The 17400-nt window shown below is 43.0% G+C and carries 17 protein-coding genes; 8 read left to right on the top strand and 9 right to left on the bottom strand.

Annotated elements, in window-relative coordinates:
- The first annotated feature begins 3 nt into the window (after nucleotides 1-3).
- The 3 genes from APA_RS00530 to APA_RS00520 all read left to right on the top strand — a co-directional run bounded on the left by APA_RS00530 (nucleotide 4) and on the right by APA_RS00520 (nucleotide 1581).
- The gene (locus APA_RS00530; RefSeq protein ID WP_201320371.1) at nucleotides 4-1017 is read left to right on the top strand and encodes a leucine-rich repeat domain-containing protein; all 1014 of its coding nucleotides are present in this window, start codon (nucleotides 4-6) and stop codon (nucleotides 1015-1017) included.
- On the top strand, nucleotides 992-1255 hold the full coding sequence (locus tag APA_RS00525; RefSeq protein WP_201320370.1) for a leucine-rich repeat domain-containing protein: 264 nt from the start codon (nucleotides 992-994) through the stop codon (nucleotides 1253-1255). The genes APA_RS00530 and APA_RS00525 overlap by 26 nt, the downstream gene beginning before the upstream one ends.
- Before the next feature lie 95 nt (nucleotides 1256-1350).
- The gene (locus APA_RS00520; protein WP_201320369.1) at nucleotides 1351-1581 is read left to right on the top strand and encodes a hypothetical protein; all 231 of its coding nucleotides are present in this window, start codon (nucleotides 1351-1353) and stop codon (nucleotides 1579-1581) included.
- A 4-nt stretch (nucleotides 1582-1585) separates the two neighbouring features.
- Here the strand turns inward: APA_RS00520 and APA_RS00515 are convergent, their stop codons facing one another.
- The 4 genes from APA_RS00515 to APA_RS00500 all read right to left on the bottom strand — a co-directional run bounded on the left by APA_RS00515 (nucleotide 1586) and on the right by APA_RS00500 (nucleotide 5092).
- The gene (locus APA_RS00515) at nucleotides 1586-2782 is read right to left on the bottom strand and encodes a serine hydrolase (RefSeq protein ID WP_201320368.1); all 1197 of its coding nucleotides are present in this window, start codon (nucleotides 2780-2782) and stop codon (nucleotides 1586-1588) included.
- A gap of 192 nt (nucleotides 2783-2974) precedes the next feature.
- Nucleotides 2975-3769 (bottom strand): hypothetical protein, encoded by a 795-nt coding sequence (locus APA_RS00510; protein WP_201320367.1) that lies wholly within the window; start codon nucleotides 3767-3769, stop codon nucleotides 2975-2977.
- A 187-nt stretch (nucleotides 3770-3956) separates the two neighbouring features.
- Nucleotides 3957-4853: an alpha/beta hydrolase gene (locus tag APA_RS00505; protein ID WP_201320366.1), complete on the bottom strand. Its 897-nt coding sequence runs from the start codon at nucleotides 4851-4853 to the stop codon at nucleotides 3957-3959.
- 53 nt (nucleotides 4854-4906) lie between these two features.
- Complete coding sequence (locus APA_RS00500) at nucleotides 4907-5092, bottom strand: hypothetical protein (protein WP_201320365.1); 186 nt, start codon at nucleotides 5090-5092, stop codon at nucleotides 4907-4909.
- A gap of 178 nt (nucleotides 5093-5270) precedes the next feature.
- Between APA_RS00500 and APA_RS00495 the strand changes: the two genes are divergently transcribed.
- Complete coding sequence (locus tag APA_RS00495; RefSeq protein WP_201320364.1) at nucleotides 5271-8720, top strand: NB-ARC domain-containing protein; 3450 nt, start codon at nucleotides 5271-5273, stop codon at nucleotides 8718-8720.
- A 76-nt stretch (nucleotides 8721-8796) separates the two neighbouring features.
- Nucleotides 8797-9165, top strand: a complete 369-nt coding sequence (locus tag APA_RS00490; protein WP_201320363.1) for a hypothetical protein — start codon at nucleotides 8797-8799, stop codon at nucleotides 9163-9165.
- Nucleotides 9166-9282: 117 nt separating this feature from the next.
- Here APA_RS00490 and APA_RS00485 read toward each other — a convergent pair whose 3' ends face one another.
- The 5 genes from APA_RS00485 to APA_RS00465 all read right to left on the bottom strand — a co-directional run bounded on the left by APA_RS00485 (nucleotide 9283) and on the right by APA_RS00465 (nucleotide 13180).
- Nucleotides 9283-9621 carry a hypothetical protein gene (locus APA_RS00485; RefSeq protein WP_201320362.1) on the bottom strand — a complete coding sequence of 113 codons (339 nt, stop codon included), beginning with the start codon at nucleotides 9619-9621 and terminating at the stop codon, nucleotides 9283-9285.
- A gap of 40 nt (nucleotides 9622-9661) precedes the next feature.
- Nucleotides 9662-10153, bottom strand: coding sequence for a phage tail protein (locus APA_RS00480; RefSeq protein WP_201320361.1), 492 nt, complete (start codon nucleotides 10151-10153; stop codon nucleotides 9662-9664).
- A gap of 60 nt (nucleotides 10154-10213) precedes the next feature.
- Complete coding sequence (locus APA_RS00475) at nucleotides 10214-10687, bottom strand: phage tail protein (protein ID WP_201320360.1); 474 nt, start codon at nucleotides 10685-10687, stop codon at nucleotides 10214-10216.
- A 52-nt stretch (nucleotides 10688-10739) separates the two neighbouring features.
- Entirely contained in the window at nucleotides 10740-11213 is a 474-nt protein-coding gene (locus APA_RS00470; RefSeq protein ID WP_201320359.1) for a phage tail protein, read from the bottom strand.
- Between the two features lie 257 nt (nucleotides 11214-11470).
- Entirely contained in the window at nucleotides 11471-13180 is a 1710-nt protein-coding gene (locus tag APA_RS00465; protein ID WP_201320358.1) for a phage tail sheath C-terminal domain-containing protein, read from the bottom strand.
- Nucleotides 13181-13404: 224 nt separating this feature from the next.
- Between APA_RS00465 and APA_RS00460 the strand changes: the two genes are divergently transcribed.
- The 3 genes from APA_RS00460 to APA_RS00450 all read left to right on the top strand — a co-directional run bounded on the left by APA_RS00460 (nucleotide 13405) and on the right by APA_RS00450 (nucleotide 17371).
- Entirely contained in the window at nucleotides 13405-14103 is a 699-nt protein-coding gene (locus APA_RS00460; RefSeq protein WP_201320357.1) for a response regulator transcription factor, read from the top strand.
- Nucleotides 14096-15358 carry a DUF4255 domain-containing protein gene (locus tag APA_RS00455; protein WP_201320356.1) on the top strand — a complete coding sequence of 421 codons (1263 nt, stop codon included), beginning with the start codon at nucleotides 14096-14098 and terminating at the stop codon, nucleotides 15356-15358. The genes APA_RS00460 and APA_RS00455 overlap by 8 nt, the downstream gene beginning before the upstream one ends.
- A 99-nt stretch (nucleotides 15359-15457) precedes the next feature.
- Nucleotides 15458-17371 carry a DUF2779 domain-containing protein gene (locus APA_RS00450; protein WP_201320355.1) on the top strand — a complete coding sequence of 638 codons (1914 nt, stop codon included), beginning with the start codon at nucleotides 15458-15460 and terminating at the stop codon, nucleotides 17369-17371.
- The last annotated feature ends 29 nt before the right edge of the window (nucleotides 17372-17400 follow it).

Here is a 17400-nt window from a genome sequence, read left to right as displayed (position 1 = left end):
TTTATGAACGAAACAGATTTATTGGCAATAATCGCACAGGCTGAGCGTGAGGGATGGACAGAACTCGATCTGTCGGGAAACGATCTGGAAGGATTGCCAAGCGGAATTGGACGGTTGCAAAGTCTGGAAAAGTTGATTTTAGGTAAGTTGGAGGCTGGCGAAAGGAAGATAAAAGGAAATCGTTTAACTGCTATTCCCCAAGAGATTTTTCAATTAACCAATCTCAAAGAACTATCCATTTCATATAATCAAATTGCGATGATTCCTCAGGTGATCACCAACTTAGCAAATCTGACTACGCTTGACCTCTCTTTCAACCAAATCACAGCGATTCCTGAGGTGATCACCAGCTTAGGAAATCTAACTACGCTTGACCTCACATACAACCAAATCACGCAGATCCCAGATGCGATTGCTAACTTAGCAAATCTGACAACGCTTGACCTCACATACAACCAAATCACGCAGATCCCAGATGCGATTGCTAACTTAGCAAATCTGACAACGCTTGACCTCACATACAACCAAATCACGCAGATCCCAGATGCGATTGCTAACTTAGCAAATCTGACAACGCTTGACCTCACATACAACCAAATCACGCAGATCCCAGATGCGATCGCTAACTTAACAAATCTAACTATGCTTTTCCTCGATAACAATCAAATTACAGCCATACCAGACGCGATCGCCAACTTGGTAAATCTGGATAAGCTTTCCCTCTCTAGCAACCAAATCACGACGATACCCGATGCAATCGCCAACTTAACAAATTTGACTATGCTTTACCTTGACAGGAACAGAGTTACGACGATACCAGACGCACTTGCCAACCTAGCAAATCTGACTACGCTTGACCTCGAATGGAACCACATCAAAGTTATACCCGATGAGATCGCTAATTTAACTAATCTCAAGGCTCTTAACCTCCGTAGAAACCTAATCACAGATATACCCGAAGCGATTGCTAATTTAATTAATCTCAAGGCTCTTGACCTCAGTTCTCAAGGTCACTGATCTCAGTTCCAATCAAATCACGCAGATACCTGATGCGATTGCTAATTTAACCAATCTGACAAGTCTTTTTCTCGATTCCAACCAAATCGCACAGATACCAGATGCGATCGCTAATTTAACCAAGCTGTTTATGCTTGACTTCAGGTCTAACCAAATCACACAGATACCAGATGCGATCTCTAATTCAAATAAACTCACGACTCTCTACTTCTGGGACAACCAAATCATGGATGTCTAGTTGTGTGCCATTTCCCAGTTTCGTCCCCCCGAAACTGAATCGGGTTAACATAGGCAGATAAAGAGTGAGTTTCAAGCTATTTATCCCTAAGCCAAATGGCAAGCGCCTCCACCTATAACGATCTTTATCAGCAACACCAAAACCGCGATGTGCAAATTAAAGAGGTAGTCATTTTTGGAGATCTTGGACAAGAAGTGCTTTCTGGATTGCCTACACCTGATACGGTGCGATCGCTCAATACCTATGGGCGATCGAATCAAGAAAGGCAAAAGCAATTACAAACTAGCTACCCACAAGCTAAACTGCTCTCGTGTCAGTCACTATAGTTATTTAGAAAGAACTAGCGATCGCCCGTAACAGTGCCATTGTTTCTAACCTAATTTCACTATTTAAGGGTTTCTCTGCGGCGCTAGTTTTAACTATTACCACTTGATGCTTGGGATTAATATAAAGAAACTGTCCACGATGACCTAATGCGACGAAATCTCCATCGGTATCAGGTGGAATCCACCATTGATATTGATAGCCAAAGCCAGCATATTCGTTAAAATCTGTAGCCCCCGCTTGCATATCTGGGCGATCTGGAATAGTAGATTCTTTGACCCAACTTTGCGGAATGATTTGCTTGCCATTAAGTTTGCCTTCATGGAGATAGAGTAGTCCAAATTTTGCATAGTCCCGTAGAGTCGCATTAAGACCGCAAAAAGTAACTTCAGTGCCGTACAGATCGGTCAACCAAGATGCATCAGATTCGGCTCCGAGAGGCTGCCATAGTTTTTCTTGAAAGTAATCGGCAATATTTCTTCCTGTGGCACGTCTGAGTAATAATCCCAATACGTGGGAATCCAAACTCATATAGTGAAATTCTTTGCCAGAGACTTTTTCTGATGGAAAATCAAATATAGCTCGATCCATCGGACGAGCATAGAGAAACAACTTAGGCAAAAGTTCATTAATATCAGACTTCGGATTGGAGTATCCTTCATCAAAGCGAACGCCTGAAGACATTTGGAGAATATGCTTGATGAGAACATTGTTATAGCCAGAATTAATCAGTTCGGGGACATATTTCGTGATCGGATCGTTGATGCTATTGATTTTGCCTTCAGCGATCGCAATACCAACGAGTGCCGATATAAATGATTTTGCCATCGACCAAGATGTATTCCGAGCGCTCGCCGAGTTGCCTCGAAAATACTGCTCGTAGACGATCGCATCATTTTTAACAACTATAATACCAGTAGTGAAAGTGCGATCGAGCAGATCGGGCATTGCGTAGTTTTTGCCGCCGAATTTGTAGGAAATATTTAATTCACGAATATTTTCTTGCAGTTTGTAGGGTTGAGTAGATTTTGCGATCGGTCTGCTAGGAAAGATACTTTCCATTGAACGGAAGTTCTCCGCTATTTTACCTGACTGAAATAAGGTCTGTTTCGGATAAAGATAGAATTTCCACCAGCAAAATCCAGCCGATGTTAGCAGTAGAATTGCTAGACTAGAAATTACTTGCCATTTCTTTATTAGCATATTTATAAATCCATTATAAGTAAAAATAATAAGTTTTTGTAGAAGCTAAAGCTAAGTCGGTAGGTATAAACAAGCCTAAAAAGCACAGGTTGAGATCCCCGACTTTTTTTTTGAATTCGCAAATGGTCTTTACTCGCTTAGAAAAAGTCGGGGATCTGTGCATTTACAGGTTTCTTTTGATGACCTAATTACCTAAGCTGCAAGCACGATATCTTGATTGGGAAATTCTCCATGTATGCGGACTGCTCGACATGGTTGAGAACCATCAACAATTCCTAACGTTTTTTCAATATGGAAAAATTTTCTAGCAGGTAAATATGTAAAGCGTGTATAGTCGATACTTGAGCGATCACCATTCATTGCATCCATCAGCAGCACAGACTCAATCTGCTCTACTGGGTCGAAATTACTTTGGTACAATAGATGATGATCGAAGTATGCTTGGTTATGAATCATTCCATCATGTACGTGAATTGTTGGGAAGAAGAGGCGATCTGGAGATCGGGTTGCAAACTCAAAAGCCATTGGATGGAAAGGTTCGCTTTTTCCTTCTTTGTTGACCCGCAAATGAAAAACGGCAAAACCATAGTCGCTATATTGGGGCAATGAATTCCAGATCGATTCAGGCAATTGAAATCGCGGATCTAAACGCACAAAATCTACCAAGCTTGGTACAAAACTGGCTTCATAACTACCTACTTGATGAACTTCTAGAATCGATCTCGACCTTACCATATCTGGCGACCTCATATCATCACCTGTATCAAACACTTGAATTATGTGTGAGAAGAAATCAGGATAATTCTCTAAAGAAATGAAACGTATCAGCGACTTGTGAGATGTCATGGCTACAGGTAAGGGCAGAATCATCGCGAGTTCTTGGTCGGCAGCTAAAGACATACTGTAAACTAAGTACTGAGTCTCTCTGCCAGACAAGCGTGCAAAGATTTTCGTATCTTTAACTTCTTGGATTTCGCTAGAGAACATACACATGAATCATACCTTCATCAAAACTTGATTGCTAATCTAGTAGTCTACCAAAGGAAATTTGCGGAGTTATTCTAAAAAGCATAGATTAAGATCCCCGACTTTTTTTGTGAATTCGCAAATTGTCTTTACTTGCATAGAAAAAGTCGGGGATCTGTTCATTTACAGGTTCCTTTTGATGACCTACTTAGTTTAGGTTCTGGCTAAAGAAATCAGAAACTTTTCTAATGTAAGTTTGAGGATTTGTATTGTAGCTTTCAGCATGTTTAGTCGCCGATGTCTCCCAATAAACTGATAGAGGATTTGCCGATTTCAAAACATAGGCTTGATTTACGGGAGTGAAGGGGTCAGATCTGCTATGAATAATCAACACAGGACGAGGAGCAATCTTTCCAATTTCGTTAACGGGCTTAGACATGGTGAGATCGTAACCAGTCAGACAACTTCCCAACATCATTGTTGATGGCAAAAAAATATTGGGAAGTCCTGAAACATTGCTCCAATTCTGTTGCATCACTGGGTAGACTTCAGCATAGGCGCTATCCGTAACTAAGGCTCCAATATCAGAATCTTCTGCTGTTGCACCGATCGCGGTTGATGCTCCCATAGATACGCCAAGCACGCCAATTGCTTTGGGCTGATAGCCTCTACGTTTTAACCAATTCACTGCCGCAATCACATCTCGTCTTTCGGTTATCCCAAATGTAAATCTCGCATTTCCACTTTGTCCATGACCACGCAAGTCAATCATTAAAATTGTAAAGCCCTCACGATTCAATCCCGCAGCAAATCCTGGGAAACGCCCACCCATTTCTGCTGTACGACTGGAATTCATTCCGTGTACAAGGATGATCGCCTTCTTATTAAGTTTTGAAGGAAGAAACCATCCTGCTATTTCCACTCCATCAGCAGCTAGGAAATTAATGTCTTCTGGAGATTTACTAAAGACTGATACTGCTTTGGCATCAAAAATTCTGGTAGGAGTTGAGAGGAGATTTGCGGCAATCACAGAGATTCCTATGTATGCTGTCAATAGAGATGCGGAGATGCCAATCGTAATCTTGACAAGATACTTTTTAAACACATTATTAATTTAGGCTTTATCAAATTGGAATAGTATTTTTTCTGGAACCGTATTTACCAATGCCAGCGCATTGCATTGGCTAGGTCGGCGATTGAGTAGGAATATGCAGGTACGTCAGGAGTAGCAGTGGCTTTGCGATCGCTAAAGGTTTGTGCCATGACGACGACTGGTAAGGCTAACGACAGCGAGATGATGATTGCTTTAACTTGAAAACCTTTGAGCCAAAAATTCTTGTTCATGTCTAACTCCGATTAGCTATGTATAACGCTTGACTAATAGGATGCCTGAGTTAATTTGTTCTGAAGACTCACGGTTTGGATCAGTTAGAGGATCAGTTTTTAAGCGATCGCTATTGCCGCGATCTGTAAAATAGGGCTAGCAAAGAGTGCTAGCCCTTCAAAACTATGGCGAGAAAATATGGCAAAAGCGTCTAAACGAGGACAGCAAATACTCAAGGACAAATTGCGTCAGCTTGGACTGTCCCAAACCGCTAGCCAAGTCTTAGAAAGGGCTGGATCGATTGGTGTGGCTAAGCGTTTTTTTCAGGGGGATGATATTCGCCAAGATACATTCACGCAGATCTGTGAATTTTTGGGTGTGGATTTGCAAGAGGCGATCGCAAGGACTCCACAAATCGATTTGAAAGGGGCGCAGCAAGTTCGTAATTTCTATGGACGTACTGCCGAACTACAACAGCTAGAGCAATGGATAATGGGCGATCGCTATCAAATTGTCACCATTTTGGGCATGGGTGGCATGGGCAAAACTTCGTTAGCGTCGCAACTAGCCCATCAATTAAAAGAAGAATTTGAATTTACGATCTGGCGATCGCTCCGCAATGCCCCATCCTTCGAGAGCATCCTCACCGATATTTTGCAATTTCTCTCTCATCCACAACCGCTTGAACTTCCCGATACTTTACCTGCACAGCTTGACCTACTGATGCGCTATTTAGATGCGCGGCGATGTTTGCTGGTAATTGATAATTGGGAATCGATTCTGAGCGATCGCTATTACTATCGATCTGGTTATGAAGGTTATGGCGATTTGCTGAGATATATCGGCGAACGTAGCCATCAAAGCTGTTTGGTGATGACCAGTCGCGAAACACCACCCGAACTATCGCGATTGATCGGTGACAAAGTGCGATCGCTAAATTTATCAGGCTTATCGCAACAGGATGGATTGCAGATATTCGAGCGAGAATCTATTGCGGCGAATGATGCAGAATGGCAGGAAATTATCACGCATTATGCGGGCAATCCCCTAGCTCTGAAAATTGTCGCCGCAGGGATTCGTGATTTACTGGGCGGTGATGTTGCCCAAATGCTAGCTTTAATGCGGGAAGGTGGACTGACCTTTGGTGATATTCAGGATTTGCTCCATCGGCAATTTTTGAGACTATCGGAAGCGGAGCAGGAGGTGATGTATTGGCTAGCGATCGCCCGCGAACCAATTTCGATTCTCAGTCTCAAGGAGAGCTTACTATCGCGAGAATCCAAGCAAAGACTAATCACGACTCTGGAATTATTGAAAAAGCGATCGCTGCTCGAAGTTACGGCTACTGGATTTACGCTCCAGCCTGTAGTGATGGAATATGTCAATTATCAATTCATCGAAAAGATTTGTCAGGAGATTAACTGCGCTGAACAGAAACTGAATTTGCTCCATAGTCACGCTCTCATCGAAGCCACTGCCAAAGATTACATTCGCGACGCTCAAACTCGCTTTATCCTCCAGTCTGTTGCGGATAAGGTGGACTATCAAGCGATCGCAGCAGCATTAACGAGGCTTAAAACAGAAATTCCACCAAAGCAAGGCTATGCAGGTGGCAATTTGCTGAATCTCCTCTGCTATCTGCATATAGATCTGACGGGTTACGATTTCTCTAATTTATCGATTTGGCAAGCTGACCTTAGAGAAGTGGAACTTCATCGAGTGAACTTCTCTAACTGCGATCTGTCTAAATCTGCTTTTCGCGTGACCTTTAGTAGTGTGATGGCGACTGCCTTTAGTCCAGATGGCAAGATTTTAGCCACTAGCGATGTTAGGGGTTGGATTTATCTATGGCTTGTAACTGATGGCAGTCAACTCTTCAAAACCCAAGCCCATAGCGAATTTATATTTGCGCTTGCCTTCAGTCATGATGGCAAAACGCTTGCGAGCGGTAGCCTTGATCGCACAATTAAGCTGTGGAAAGTCAAAACAGGAGAATGTCTCCTTTCGATGGAAGCCCATGCGCTTGGGGTTGCTAGCATTGCCTTTAGTCCTGACGATCGACTGATTGCTAGTTGTGGTGGCGATCGCACAGTCAAACTTACCAAAGTCAAGACAGGCAAATGCTTGATGACCTTAGAGGGACACGAGCAGATCGTGAGATCGGTTGCCTTTAGTCCTGATGGTCAAATGCTTGCCAGTTGCAGCTTAGATCGAACCATTAAACTATGGAGCGTGCAAACTGGAGAATGTCGGCGGACAATTGTAGATTTTAATGCGGTCTATTCCCTAGCCTTTGCGCCACAAATCGAAGCTCATAGTTTAGAAGGACAGCTTGCTAGTGCTGGTGAAGATGGTCTGATCAAGATTTGGGATGTTAATACGGGGCAAATTGTGAGCGAGATCGCTGGGCATCAGAAACAGATTTGGGCGATCGCTTTCAGTGCCGATGGTCAAATGCTAGCGAGTGCGGGTGATGATGAAACGGTGAAGCTTTGGTCAGTGAGTACGGGTGAAGTAATTAGAACTCTGTATGGTCACAAAAATCGCATTTGGTCGGTTGCCTTTAGTCCCGATACGAAGGTGTTAGTTAGTGGAAGCGACGATCGGATTGTGAAGTTATGGGATGTGGGAACTGGTCAATGTATTAGAACCATTCAGGGGTATCATAGAGCTACTAAACCTGTTGTTTTTAGTCCTGATGGCGATCTTCTCTTCTCATTTAGTTATGAAGAACAGAGCATCAGGGTTTGGGATGTGCAGAATGCAAAATGTTTGAGAAATTTCGATCTGGGTACATCGGGAGTGATGCAAGTTGCCTTTAGCCCCGACCAGCAAACCTTTGCCTGTGGTAACTATGACCATACGGTCAAGATTTTTGACAGTAAAAATGGAACCTGCGCCCAAATCCTCCAAGGACATTCTACTTGGGTGAGATTTGTGATTTTCTCTCCTAATGGCGAGATGTTGATTTCAGGAAGTGGCGATCGCACAATTAAGCTTTGGCATCTGCAAACGGGAGAATGTTTAAATACTTTGTGCGGTCATATCAGTCCGATCCAAGCCTTAGTGATTCATGCCAATGGTGAAATCCTTGCTAGTGGCAGTTGGGATGGCACGATTAAAATTTGGGATCTGCGATCGCCTGAATGTCTGATGACTTTAGCGGGACATAGCGATCGCATCGAAAGCTTAGCTTTTAGTCAAGAGGGAATGTTAATTAGTGGCAGTGTAGATCGCTCAATCAAGTTCTGGGATCTAGCAACAGGAATTTGTACTAAGACAATACAAAGCCAGTTTCCGATCTGGACGCTTTCTCTAAGTCCAACTTCTCCGATCCTCGCATTCAGTGGATATACCTTACGGATAAAGCTCTGGTGTTTACAGACTCATCAATACTTAACCAATTTGGAAGAAGATTTTGGGATTGGTTATATGGGTGATGTGATTTTTAGTGCTGGAGGACAAATTTTAGCTAGTGGCGGCGAAGATGGGACTAATCGGCTTTGGAATATTCAAACTGGAAAGAGTTTAAAATTGCTGAAAATTCCTAGACCCTATGAAGATACAAATATTGCTAAGGTAAAGGGATTGACTGAGGCTCAAAAATCTACACTCAAAGCTTTAGGCGCAATTGAGGATTTTTTATAAAGGGGATCGCCACGATATAATAGTAAAGCTGAAGATGCGATCGATGGAGCCCCACCAGTTTAGGATCAACCTTAATATGCTTACTTATACATTGTTAGAAAAGATCTTAATCAAGCTGGGATATGCTGTAGAGTTTAATCTTCGTTATCATGCAAAATTAACTGCTTTTATTCCCGTTGATGGTTACGACTCAGATATAGAGCTTGAATTTCGAGAGGGCTATAGCAGCGAATTAGGTGATCGCGAGGCGTTACTCCAACTAGAATGGCTGATGGCTGATTGCGAAAGCTGTCTAGTTTTAGATAGTAATTCTTTGGATGATGTCGATGAAGTTCCCCATGTGTTTTCCACGGAAAAGCTAATCTTAAGGAAAGTGTTTGACCAGATATTACAAGAAATCGCTAAAGTTTCTGATAACACTTTGATCTCAAATCCAAACCAATAAAATTTTTAAAAGTGTGGCTTTGCCACACTTTTAAAAATTTATTGTGATTCATTTGATCGGAAAGTACTGCAAGATAAGATCTGGACAAAGTGCTATATCTTATCTTTTGTAGATATCTCAGCTAGCAGGATGTTCTGTCTCTTCAGGTAACCCACTCCATTCTGCATCTTCTAGCTCATTAATCTGTCGATAAAACTTTTGTAAATAACTGAGATCGCTAGCGAATAAATTTTCGATTACCATCGAACTAATTTCTTCTAATCCCCCTAATTTAATAATTACTCTAGCTAAAATAATTACAGTTGCATAAGCAGGATTACTCCTTACACGCGGATCACGCATTGGTACAATCTCATCGATCGCTCTAGACAAACGCATTACACCTTTACGATGCAGATTGCCATCACCATCCACATAACCCTTGGGTAACGTAAATTCAAACTCTGTTTGAATCATATTTGAACCATATTTTAACCATAAGCGTTTAATTAATCTATTAACTAATGCGTAAAAAGTCCCTGACGCATAACTCTACCTCAGTAATCGCAAATTCGCTACCATCAGCTTTAAAGTCTGACACTTTGTAACGCATCGGCCAAGCGCCATTAAATCGAAATCTTGCTTTTTCTGTAGAAGATTGATCGTAAATAGTGATATCACCATCTCGGAGTTGTTGCGCCCAGTTACCATTTTCAACGGCTTTTAACCAATTCCACATGGTCATGGAAATATTCAGCCCTTGTTTGAGCGTAATATTCTCGCTTTTGACATTTCCAGGTAGCTTTGTACGGACAACGCGTCCTTTCGTCGAACTGCTCTTGCCCCATACTTGCGGAGTGACTTCAACAATTTCAATTGCTTCCTGACTGCGCGAAAACCCACTACATTCCATAAAGTAGCCGTCAATTTTTTCGAGACTACCCTGCAAAGTAATTTCTACATAAAATTTAGAATTAGCTAAAAATTCTATTTGCGGTTCGTCTGCCATGAAATTACCTTCTTGCAAATTTTAGGATGAGTGATGCTCAGCACCACTCATCCCTGTTTTTTAAGTTTTGCGGTGCAAAGTCTCATATACAAATTCAATCGTCTCGGTGGCTAGTCCTTCAGAACCAGCTTCTAGCTTAATTGACTTGTAGCTGGCAGGCATGACTCCAGTCACTTCCCAAGTCGCAGCAGCCTCACCGCCCTGATTGTAAAGAGTAATTGTACCAGTTTTGCGCTCGCCCTTGGTTTGAGTTCCACCACCTGCAAATGATTCAGAATGCGAGTTACTGTACCATTTGATCAGGCGATCGTCACCGACAGTACAGACAAACTCAACAGTGAGCTTGCTATTAGTTGAACCTGTAACAGTAGCTTGAATTACTGATTTAGCGCCTTTCGATACTCCATAGGACTTACTGTCTCCTGCCGTTTGGAGAGTGGAGCCAATACCACTCACCTTTTTCACAACCAAGTCCTCCAGCCCCGTTAAGCTAAAGTAATATTTAGAAGAGGCTAAAATTTCACCTTTTGCCATATTTTTATGCCCTCAAAATTTTAATAATGCCATAGACGAAATGTAAGCGAATCTACTTCACTCGGTTGATTTGTTCAGCGATAATTTCGTAGGTTTCGACCGCTAAATCTTTACTTTCAGAGCTAAAATCACTTACTTTGTAAGATTTAGCCCAACAGTTGATTAGATCCCAACGAATTACCTCTGCATCTTCGCTGTCGTAAGCAGTGATTGAACCATTCTTACGGTTCTTTGACCACTCTCCTTTGCCTCCTTCACTTTTAGGCATGGTGGCTAGGAACCAATTGTAGAAGGACATATCCCCTTCGGTAACATAGACTTCAATCGTAACATTGGGGTTTTCTTCAAAACCTGCCGATGTACTTTGCCAAAGGGTTTTGCCGCCCTTAGTGGATGCTAGTGGCTTTTCATGCCCTGCGGTTTGCCCTGTAAAACTAACTTCAGATACACTTTTAATTAGTTTTTCTTCCAACCCAGCAAATTCTACATAGTATCGACTAGTAGGAATTGGTTTAAGTTCTGCCATTCTTCCTCCTTGAAATCTGATTTACAGGTTTGTGCTGATAAATAACTATTTTAAAATCTAAAGCTATCAATCGGTAAGAATTGCAGCATAAATCTTAAAAAAGCGATAAATAAATTTGGTAGTGTTGCAAAGTAGTTTTTTTAGTAATTGTGTTGCGGGAGCGAGGCGCTCACAACACAATTACATTGCATGACTAACACAAATTTTAGGGGTTTATATAAGAAGAACACCCTATGGGTGTTCTTCTTAATAAATCGTTAACTGTTAGGTGACCACTGACTGACGCGGAAGATCACAAATTCAGCAGGACGGACAGGACAAATACCGACTTCAATATATAAACGACCCATCATCATGGTTTCGTGGGTATTGAGAGTGGCATCACATTTGACATAAAACGCTTCTGATGATGCGCCGCCAAATAATGCTCCATTCCGCCAAAGTCCTTCGAGGAAGTTACTGACGGTACGGGTTACTCTTGCCCACAAGTCGGTGTCGTTGGGTTCAAAGACAACCCATTGAGTACCAATTTCAATCGATTTCTCAATATAGCTAATCAAGCGGCGGACACTGATGTAGCGCCATTGAATGTTGTCTGGCTCGACCAAGGTGCGTGCGCCCCATACCTTGAAGCCACGATTGTAGCTGGCAAAGTTACGGATGCAATTGATGCCGATGGGGTTGAGCATTTCTTGCTCACGCATATTGGTTTCGTAGGCTAAGCCAAGAACGCCTCTAGGGGTGTCGTTAGCAGGAGCTTTGAAGATACCGCGTGATTGGTCAGTGCGACACCAAAGCCCCATAACATGTCCACAGGGTGGAACGTAGGATGGTTTGCCGCCTTTGCGAGGGTTGGCGACTTTGATCCAAGGGTAGTAGAGTGCGCCAAACATGGAACGGCGGTTGAACATGCTCAACCATTGGGCTACGTCTTGAGGCTTTTGGCGATCGGGAGATACAGCTTCCATGCCTTTGGATGGCTTGATCGGAGGAGGATCGATTACTGCCATGCGGAAGGCGGGACCTGGGAAGGAGTTTTCGCACATGCTGAGCATCATTTCCATGACACCATGTACTTGATCGATGTCGATCAAACCTGCTTCATAGACGCGCATTAGATCTGGGCAGGCAATCATCGCCGTTTCATCGATTTCAAACATGCCTTGAATGCCAGTGCGATCGTCTCTTTGTCCTAGCAAGTCGCGAGCAAAGCGATCGATCGAGGAAATATAAGGCGGTGGTGCAATTTCATAAGCACCATTGGCGGGGCGACGAGAGAGAGGTTGTCCACTGGTGGAGATATCGGCGATGGTGACATATTCTGAATCAGCGATCGCGGTTACAACATAGTCAGCGACAGCTGTAGCTACCTGTGGATTCATCGAGACATGCTCGTATTTTTCCAGTTCTTGTCCACCTTGGACAACGATTACGTTGAAAAATTCACCAGTATTTAGGGGTGGCTCGGTATCGGCAGGAGCATCTTCAGGCAAGGGTTTGGGAGTGCTTTCTTGAATGATGACTTTGATGCGATCGCTGGTCGAAGGAAGCGCTAACTGGCTTTCAGAGGCTGGGGCTGGCTTGATGTTAAACATCAAGGTGGGCTTGTTGTTCGATGTGCCAATCCGAAGTGCAGTTGCCTCAGGGGCTGGAGGCTCAGATCCGGGAAGTTTTGTGCCGATGCTAGACACCCAGCAACGTCCACCACCATTAACGAACCAACCATTAACGGCGAAGGGCAAGTAAGCATCAAAGTCAGTGTATCCATCGGAACCAGGGGCTGCGAAGTATTCACGGTATTGATCCCATGATGTGACCATCATTGGTTTAAAAAGCTCAGCATCTCCGCGTACGTCTTCGGTAAACCCGATAAAACCTGCCACACTGAGGCTGATGCCTTCAATGGGACGACTGCCTTTATCAACCTCTTCGACGTATACGCCCGGGGCGAAGTAGTCTAGTGCCATATGCCACCCGTAATAACTATGTCTATAGACGTATACAGTAGGGATGATCAAAATTAAGGGTTATTAGACTTTAGTCTATACTTCTAAATAAGTAACTCAGCATAATTAAAAAACCAAAACTAAAATCTGTACCGCCCGCTACGCGAGCGGTACAGATTTTGGGATTTTATATTTAATTATGCTTAGCTACTTACTTCTAGATAAAGATCTATAGCAAATGATCTATGACAACAACGGCTCAGATAGTATCGGTTTTATTGGTAGAAAATGACTCCAATTTCCGTCGCGGGTTACACACACTGCTAAGTTTTTATAGTGATGATTGTTATCTCCAGTTTAAAATTGTTGGGGAAGCTACCTCTTGCGACCAAGCAATCAAACTGGTAGTCGAGCAGAAGCCTGCATTAATTCTTTTAGATGTAAAACTGGATTTAAAATCACCCGAAGATAGTGGGCTAAAAGTGCTGATGGATCTCAAAAAGTTAGATTATCATGGCAAAGTTTTAATTTTGTCTGCGAATCGTGAAGATGAATTAGTATTTAGAGCAATGCAATTGGGAGCAAGAGGGTATGTGGCGAAAGATCGCATTGGCAGTCAACTTTATGAGGCAATCTCGACGGTTATGAATGATGAAATCTTTTTGCCACCCGATATTGCAACGAGCTTCTTTCGGATTTTTCATTTTTATGCAGGGCGATCGCTACAGGGGCATTCCACAATCCATCTTACCGATCGCGAACAGGAGGTATTGAACTGGCTCATTAAAGGAGCATCAAACGAAGATATTTCTCGCTATCTACATGTGACGATCGCCACAGTCAAAGCGCATCTCACTAGTGTATTTGAGAAGTTAGGTGTGGCTAGCCGCACACAGGCGATCGTCAGGGCGTTGAAATTAGGTTTGGTGAGTGGAGATGAGTAATTATTTAGCGATCGCGACGGTAACGGCTACATTGCAACGGGTATTGCAGTCAGTCATTCAACAGGATATTGAAGGTGCGCGAGCTACTACTTTACCTCCAGGGGGGATTTCCACAGGTGCGCCTGAGGTGGGAGTAAATATCTTTCTATACCAAGTAACCAGCAATCCTTCACTAGCCAACTATGACTCTACGCCCAATCGCACCAAGGGCAATCCTCTCAATCGTCAAGTGGCTGTCGATCTTTGTTACATGATGAGTTGCTATGGCAATGATGCAGAACTACAGCCACAAAGAGTATTAGGAAGCGTAGTAAGCACCCTTGCGGACAAACGAATTCTTACCACTGAAATGATTCGTTCGACTTGCAATGATTCGACATTTCCATTTCTGTTGGATTCCGATCTTGCCGATCAGATTCAACAGATCAATATTGTGCCAATAGATATTTCGCTTGAAGATTTATCTAAAGCTTGGTCAGTATTTTATCAAGTTCCCTATGTGTTATCGATCGCCTATCGAGCTTGTCTAGTGATTGTCGAAGGTCGGGAAAACTTTCAGAGAGCCTTGCCAATTCGCGATGCTTCACCCGCGGGGCTGGTTCCGTTTCCTGCTTCGCCCTATATTGAGCAAGTTGTGGCTCAGGGCAGTCGATTTGAGCCGATTGTGATCGGTAGTGTAATGATCGTTCGTGGGCGATCTCTCCAGAGCCAGACTGTAGAAATCCATGTTGGGGATTTGGTAATTACGCCAACTTCGGTGCAGGATCGCGAAATCACTTTTTCGCTTGCGGATATGGTTCTACCACAAATCCAAGCGGGAGTACAGAGTTTGCAAGTCATCCATCGCATTAGTAGCACTTCGCCATTGATTACCAATGCGATCGCCTCGAATGTGATGCCATTTGTACTATGTCCGACGATTGTGAGTGTGACTGTGACTCAACTAGAAGCGATCGAAGAAGACTTGCGATCGGCGGTGGTGGTGGTGCAGTTAGATGTGCTAGTGCGGGAGAAGCAGAAAGTAGTTTTAGCCCTGAATGAATGGACGGCTGATAGTCCTTCTGTCTATCTATTCGATCGTCCACCTCTACCTGATACTAGCTCCACAATTGAGATCCTAATTACGAATGTCAAGGCGGGTGAGTATTTGGTGCGGATGCGAATTGATGGTGCGGAGAGTAAGTTGGGTGTGGATGACGATCCTGACAGTCCAACTTACAATTGGTACAACAGCCCTAAAATCACGATTTCGTGATGCAATCTCAAAACCCCAAAAAAGAAAAGCGGGCGCTTTTCTTTTTTGGGGTTTAAGCTCTCTCGTGCTAAATTTATACTGCGAAGTTTTTTTGGCAGTATGTCTCACCCTATTTATCTAACGAAATCCGATCTTAAGACTGCCCGCAGTTGTACAACCAAACTTTATTACAAGAAGTTGGGCTATCCTACTGTCGATCGCGTTGATGGGTATACCAGAATATTAGCTGACGGAAATTTTATTGTTAGTAAGATTGCCCACCTGCTTTATCCAGATGGGATCTATATTTCTGCAAACCTCAAAACTGAGGAAAGCTTAGTCAATGCTGCCCAAGAAACGATCGCTTATTTACAACAAGAGAATGTAGTTCTCTTTGAGCCTGTTCTTTATCACAATCATAAGCTTGCCCGTGCGGATATTCTGGTGAAGCAAGGCGATCGCATTGAAATTATTGAAATTAGATCTAAGGGATTTGATAGTAATACCCACGAAGACTTAGTCAAATATCGCAATCTTTCGCTCTTTCGTAATAAACGTACTGGTAAAGTCGGCGGTGAATGGAGATACATCATTGAAGATGTCGCTTACCAAGTCGGGATTTTGCAAGAAATGCTAGCTCAGCATTTACCAGATCTCAAGGTTGAGATTTCGCCTTACTTGCTGGTTCCCGATCGCACAAAAACCACCGCAATTGACAATTTTGCCTCCTATTTTCAGATTCAGCGTCTATCCAGCCATCGAAATTCCTTTTCCAAACTCAATGGTGTTGCTGTTAATTTTACTGGGGATATTCAGGAACTAGAAAAAGATCAATTTCTTACCAAGGTTAGCATCGAAACTGAAGTTGCTGAATTAATCGAGCCAACGATTACCGCTGCTCAAAAATATCTAGACTACCTAATCGAGCGATCTCCTGAAATCTTTGCACCGATTAGTAAGGGCTGTAAAAGCTGCGAATATCGTGCTAACGATCGCGATGAGCGCGATGGATTTAAGCAATGTTGGGGCGATCTTGCTGATGTAGAACATCATGTACTAGAACTCTATCAAATGGGGAGAATTGGTAGCCATGAGGCTCCTCTGGTCAATGAGTTAATTTTGCAAGGGAAAGCAAGTATGTTTGACGTTCCCTTAGAAGCACTCGATGATTATACTTATAGCTATCGCCAATTGATTCAGATTGAATATACCCAAAAGAATAAGGAATGGATTTCTGAGCAACTCCCGACAATTATCAAACAGGTTGAATATCCGATTCATTTTATTGATTTTGAAACTTCACGCATGGTCATCCCCTATCGCGCAGGGATGCAAACCTATGAGCAGGTTGCCTTTCAGTGGAGTTGTCACACGATCGCAGAGCCAGATGCGCTCCCTGTTCAAACTGAATGGCTTGATTTAGAAAATACTTTTCCAAATTTCCAGTTCGCTGAATCGTTGATGGAAGCCCTTGGCGATCGCGGTACTATTCTGACATGGGCAACCCATGAGAATAGTGTGTTGCGTGATATCTACTATCAAATGCAAACCTATGGATATCACAATCCTCAGTTACAAACATGGCTTGCCAATACTGCCAAACTAGGAACTAAGGGCAAATCCAATTTAGTCGATATGAATGCTATCACCCTTAAGCATTACTTCCATCCATTAATGAAAGGTCGCACTTCTCTAAAATGTGTGTTGCCTGCGATCTGGAAAACCAATCCCTATTTGCATGAAATCCCTTATTTTCAGGAATACTATCGAGAAGTTGATGGCGAGATTCTCAATCCCTATGATGTATTAGCACAATTGCAAATAGGCGATCTCATTCAAGTTGTGAATGAGGGCGCTGGCGCGATGCTTGCCTATCAAGACTTGATGTTTGGCGAAAATCGCGATCTGGGGCTTCACAATCAAGCAATGCGATCGCAATGGAAAGAATTACTCTATCAATATTGCCGCCTTGACACCATGGCAATGGTGATCATTTGGAAGCATTGGCAAAAATTATGCGCCGCTGTGCTTTAGAAAGAACATCTTATAAGTAGTGCTGTAGG

The organism is Pseudanabaena sp. lw0831 (assembly GCF_016584665.1).
Taxonomy (GTDB): Bacteria; Cyanobacteriota; Cyanobacteriia; order Pseudanabaenales; family Pseudanabaenaceae; genus Pseudanabaena.
This window is presented reverse-complemented; position numbering and strand designations above follow the sequence as displayed.

What these genes read in the sequence shown, in the direction of transcription:
- APA_RS00530 (WP_201320371.1), top strand. Translation starts at nt 4, where the DNA reads ATGAACGAAACAGATTTATTGGCAATAATCGCACAGGCTGAGCGTGAG.
- APA_RS00520 (WP_201320369.1), top strand. Translation starts at nt 1,351, where the DNA reads ATGGCAAGCGCCTCCACCTATAACGATCTTTATCAGCAACACCAAAAC.
- APA_RS00515 (WP_201320368.1), bottom strand. Translation starts at nt 2,782, where the DNA reads ATGCTAATAAAGAAATGGCAAGTAATTTCTAGTCTAGCAATTCTACTG.
- APA_RS00510 (WP_201320367.1), bottom strand. Translation starts at nt 3,769, where the DNA reads ATGTTCTCTAGCGAAATCCAAGAAGTTAAAGATACGAAAATCTTTGCA.
- APA_RS00500 (WP_201320365.1), bottom strand. Translation starts at nt 5,092, where the DNA reads ATGAACAAGAATTTTTGGCTCAAAGGTTTTCAAGTTAAAGCAATCATC.
- APA_RS00495 (WP_201320364.1), top strand. Translation starts at nt 5,271, where the DNA reads ATGGCAAAAGCGTCTAAACGAGGACAGCAAATACTCAAGGACAAATTG.
- APA_RS00490 (WP_201320363.1), top strand. Translation starts at nt 8,797, where the DNA reads ATGCTTACTTATACATTGTTAGAAAAGATCTTAATCAAGCTGGGATAT.
- APA_RS00485 (WP_201320362.1), bottom strand. Translation starts at nt 9,621, where the DNA reads ATGATTCAAACAGAGTTTGAATTTACGTTACCCAAGGGTTATGTGGAT.
- APA_RS00480 (WP_201320361.1), bottom strand. Translation starts at nt 10,153, where the DNA reads ATGGCAGACGAACCGCAAATAGAATTTTTAGCTAATTCTAAATTTTAT.
- APA_RS00475 (WP_201320360.1), bottom strand. Translation starts at nt 10,687, where the DNA reads ATGGCAAAAGGTGAAATTTTAGCCTCTTCTAAATATTACTTTAGCTTA.
- APA_RS00470 (WP_201320359.1), bottom strand. Translation starts at nt 11,213, where the DNA reads ATGGCAGAACTTAAACCAATTCCTACTAGTCGATACTATGTAGAATTT.
- APA_RS00465 (WP_201320358.1), bottom strand. Translation starts at nt 13,180, where the DNA reads ATGGCACTAGACTACTTCGCCCCGGGCGTATACGTCGAAGAGGTTGAT.
- APA_RS00460 (WP_201320357.1), top strand. Translation starts at nt 13,405, where the DNA reads ATGACAACAACGGCTCAGATAGTATCGGTTTTATTGGTAGAAAATGAC.
- APA_RS00455 (WP_201320356.1), top strand. Translation starts at nt 14,096, where the DNA reads ATGAGTAATTATTTAGCGATCGCGACGGTAACGGCTACATTGCAACGG.
- APA_RS00450 (WP_201320355.1), top strand. Translation starts at nt 15,458, where the DNA reads ATGTCTCACCCTATTTATCTAACGAAATCCGATCTTAAGACTGCCCGC.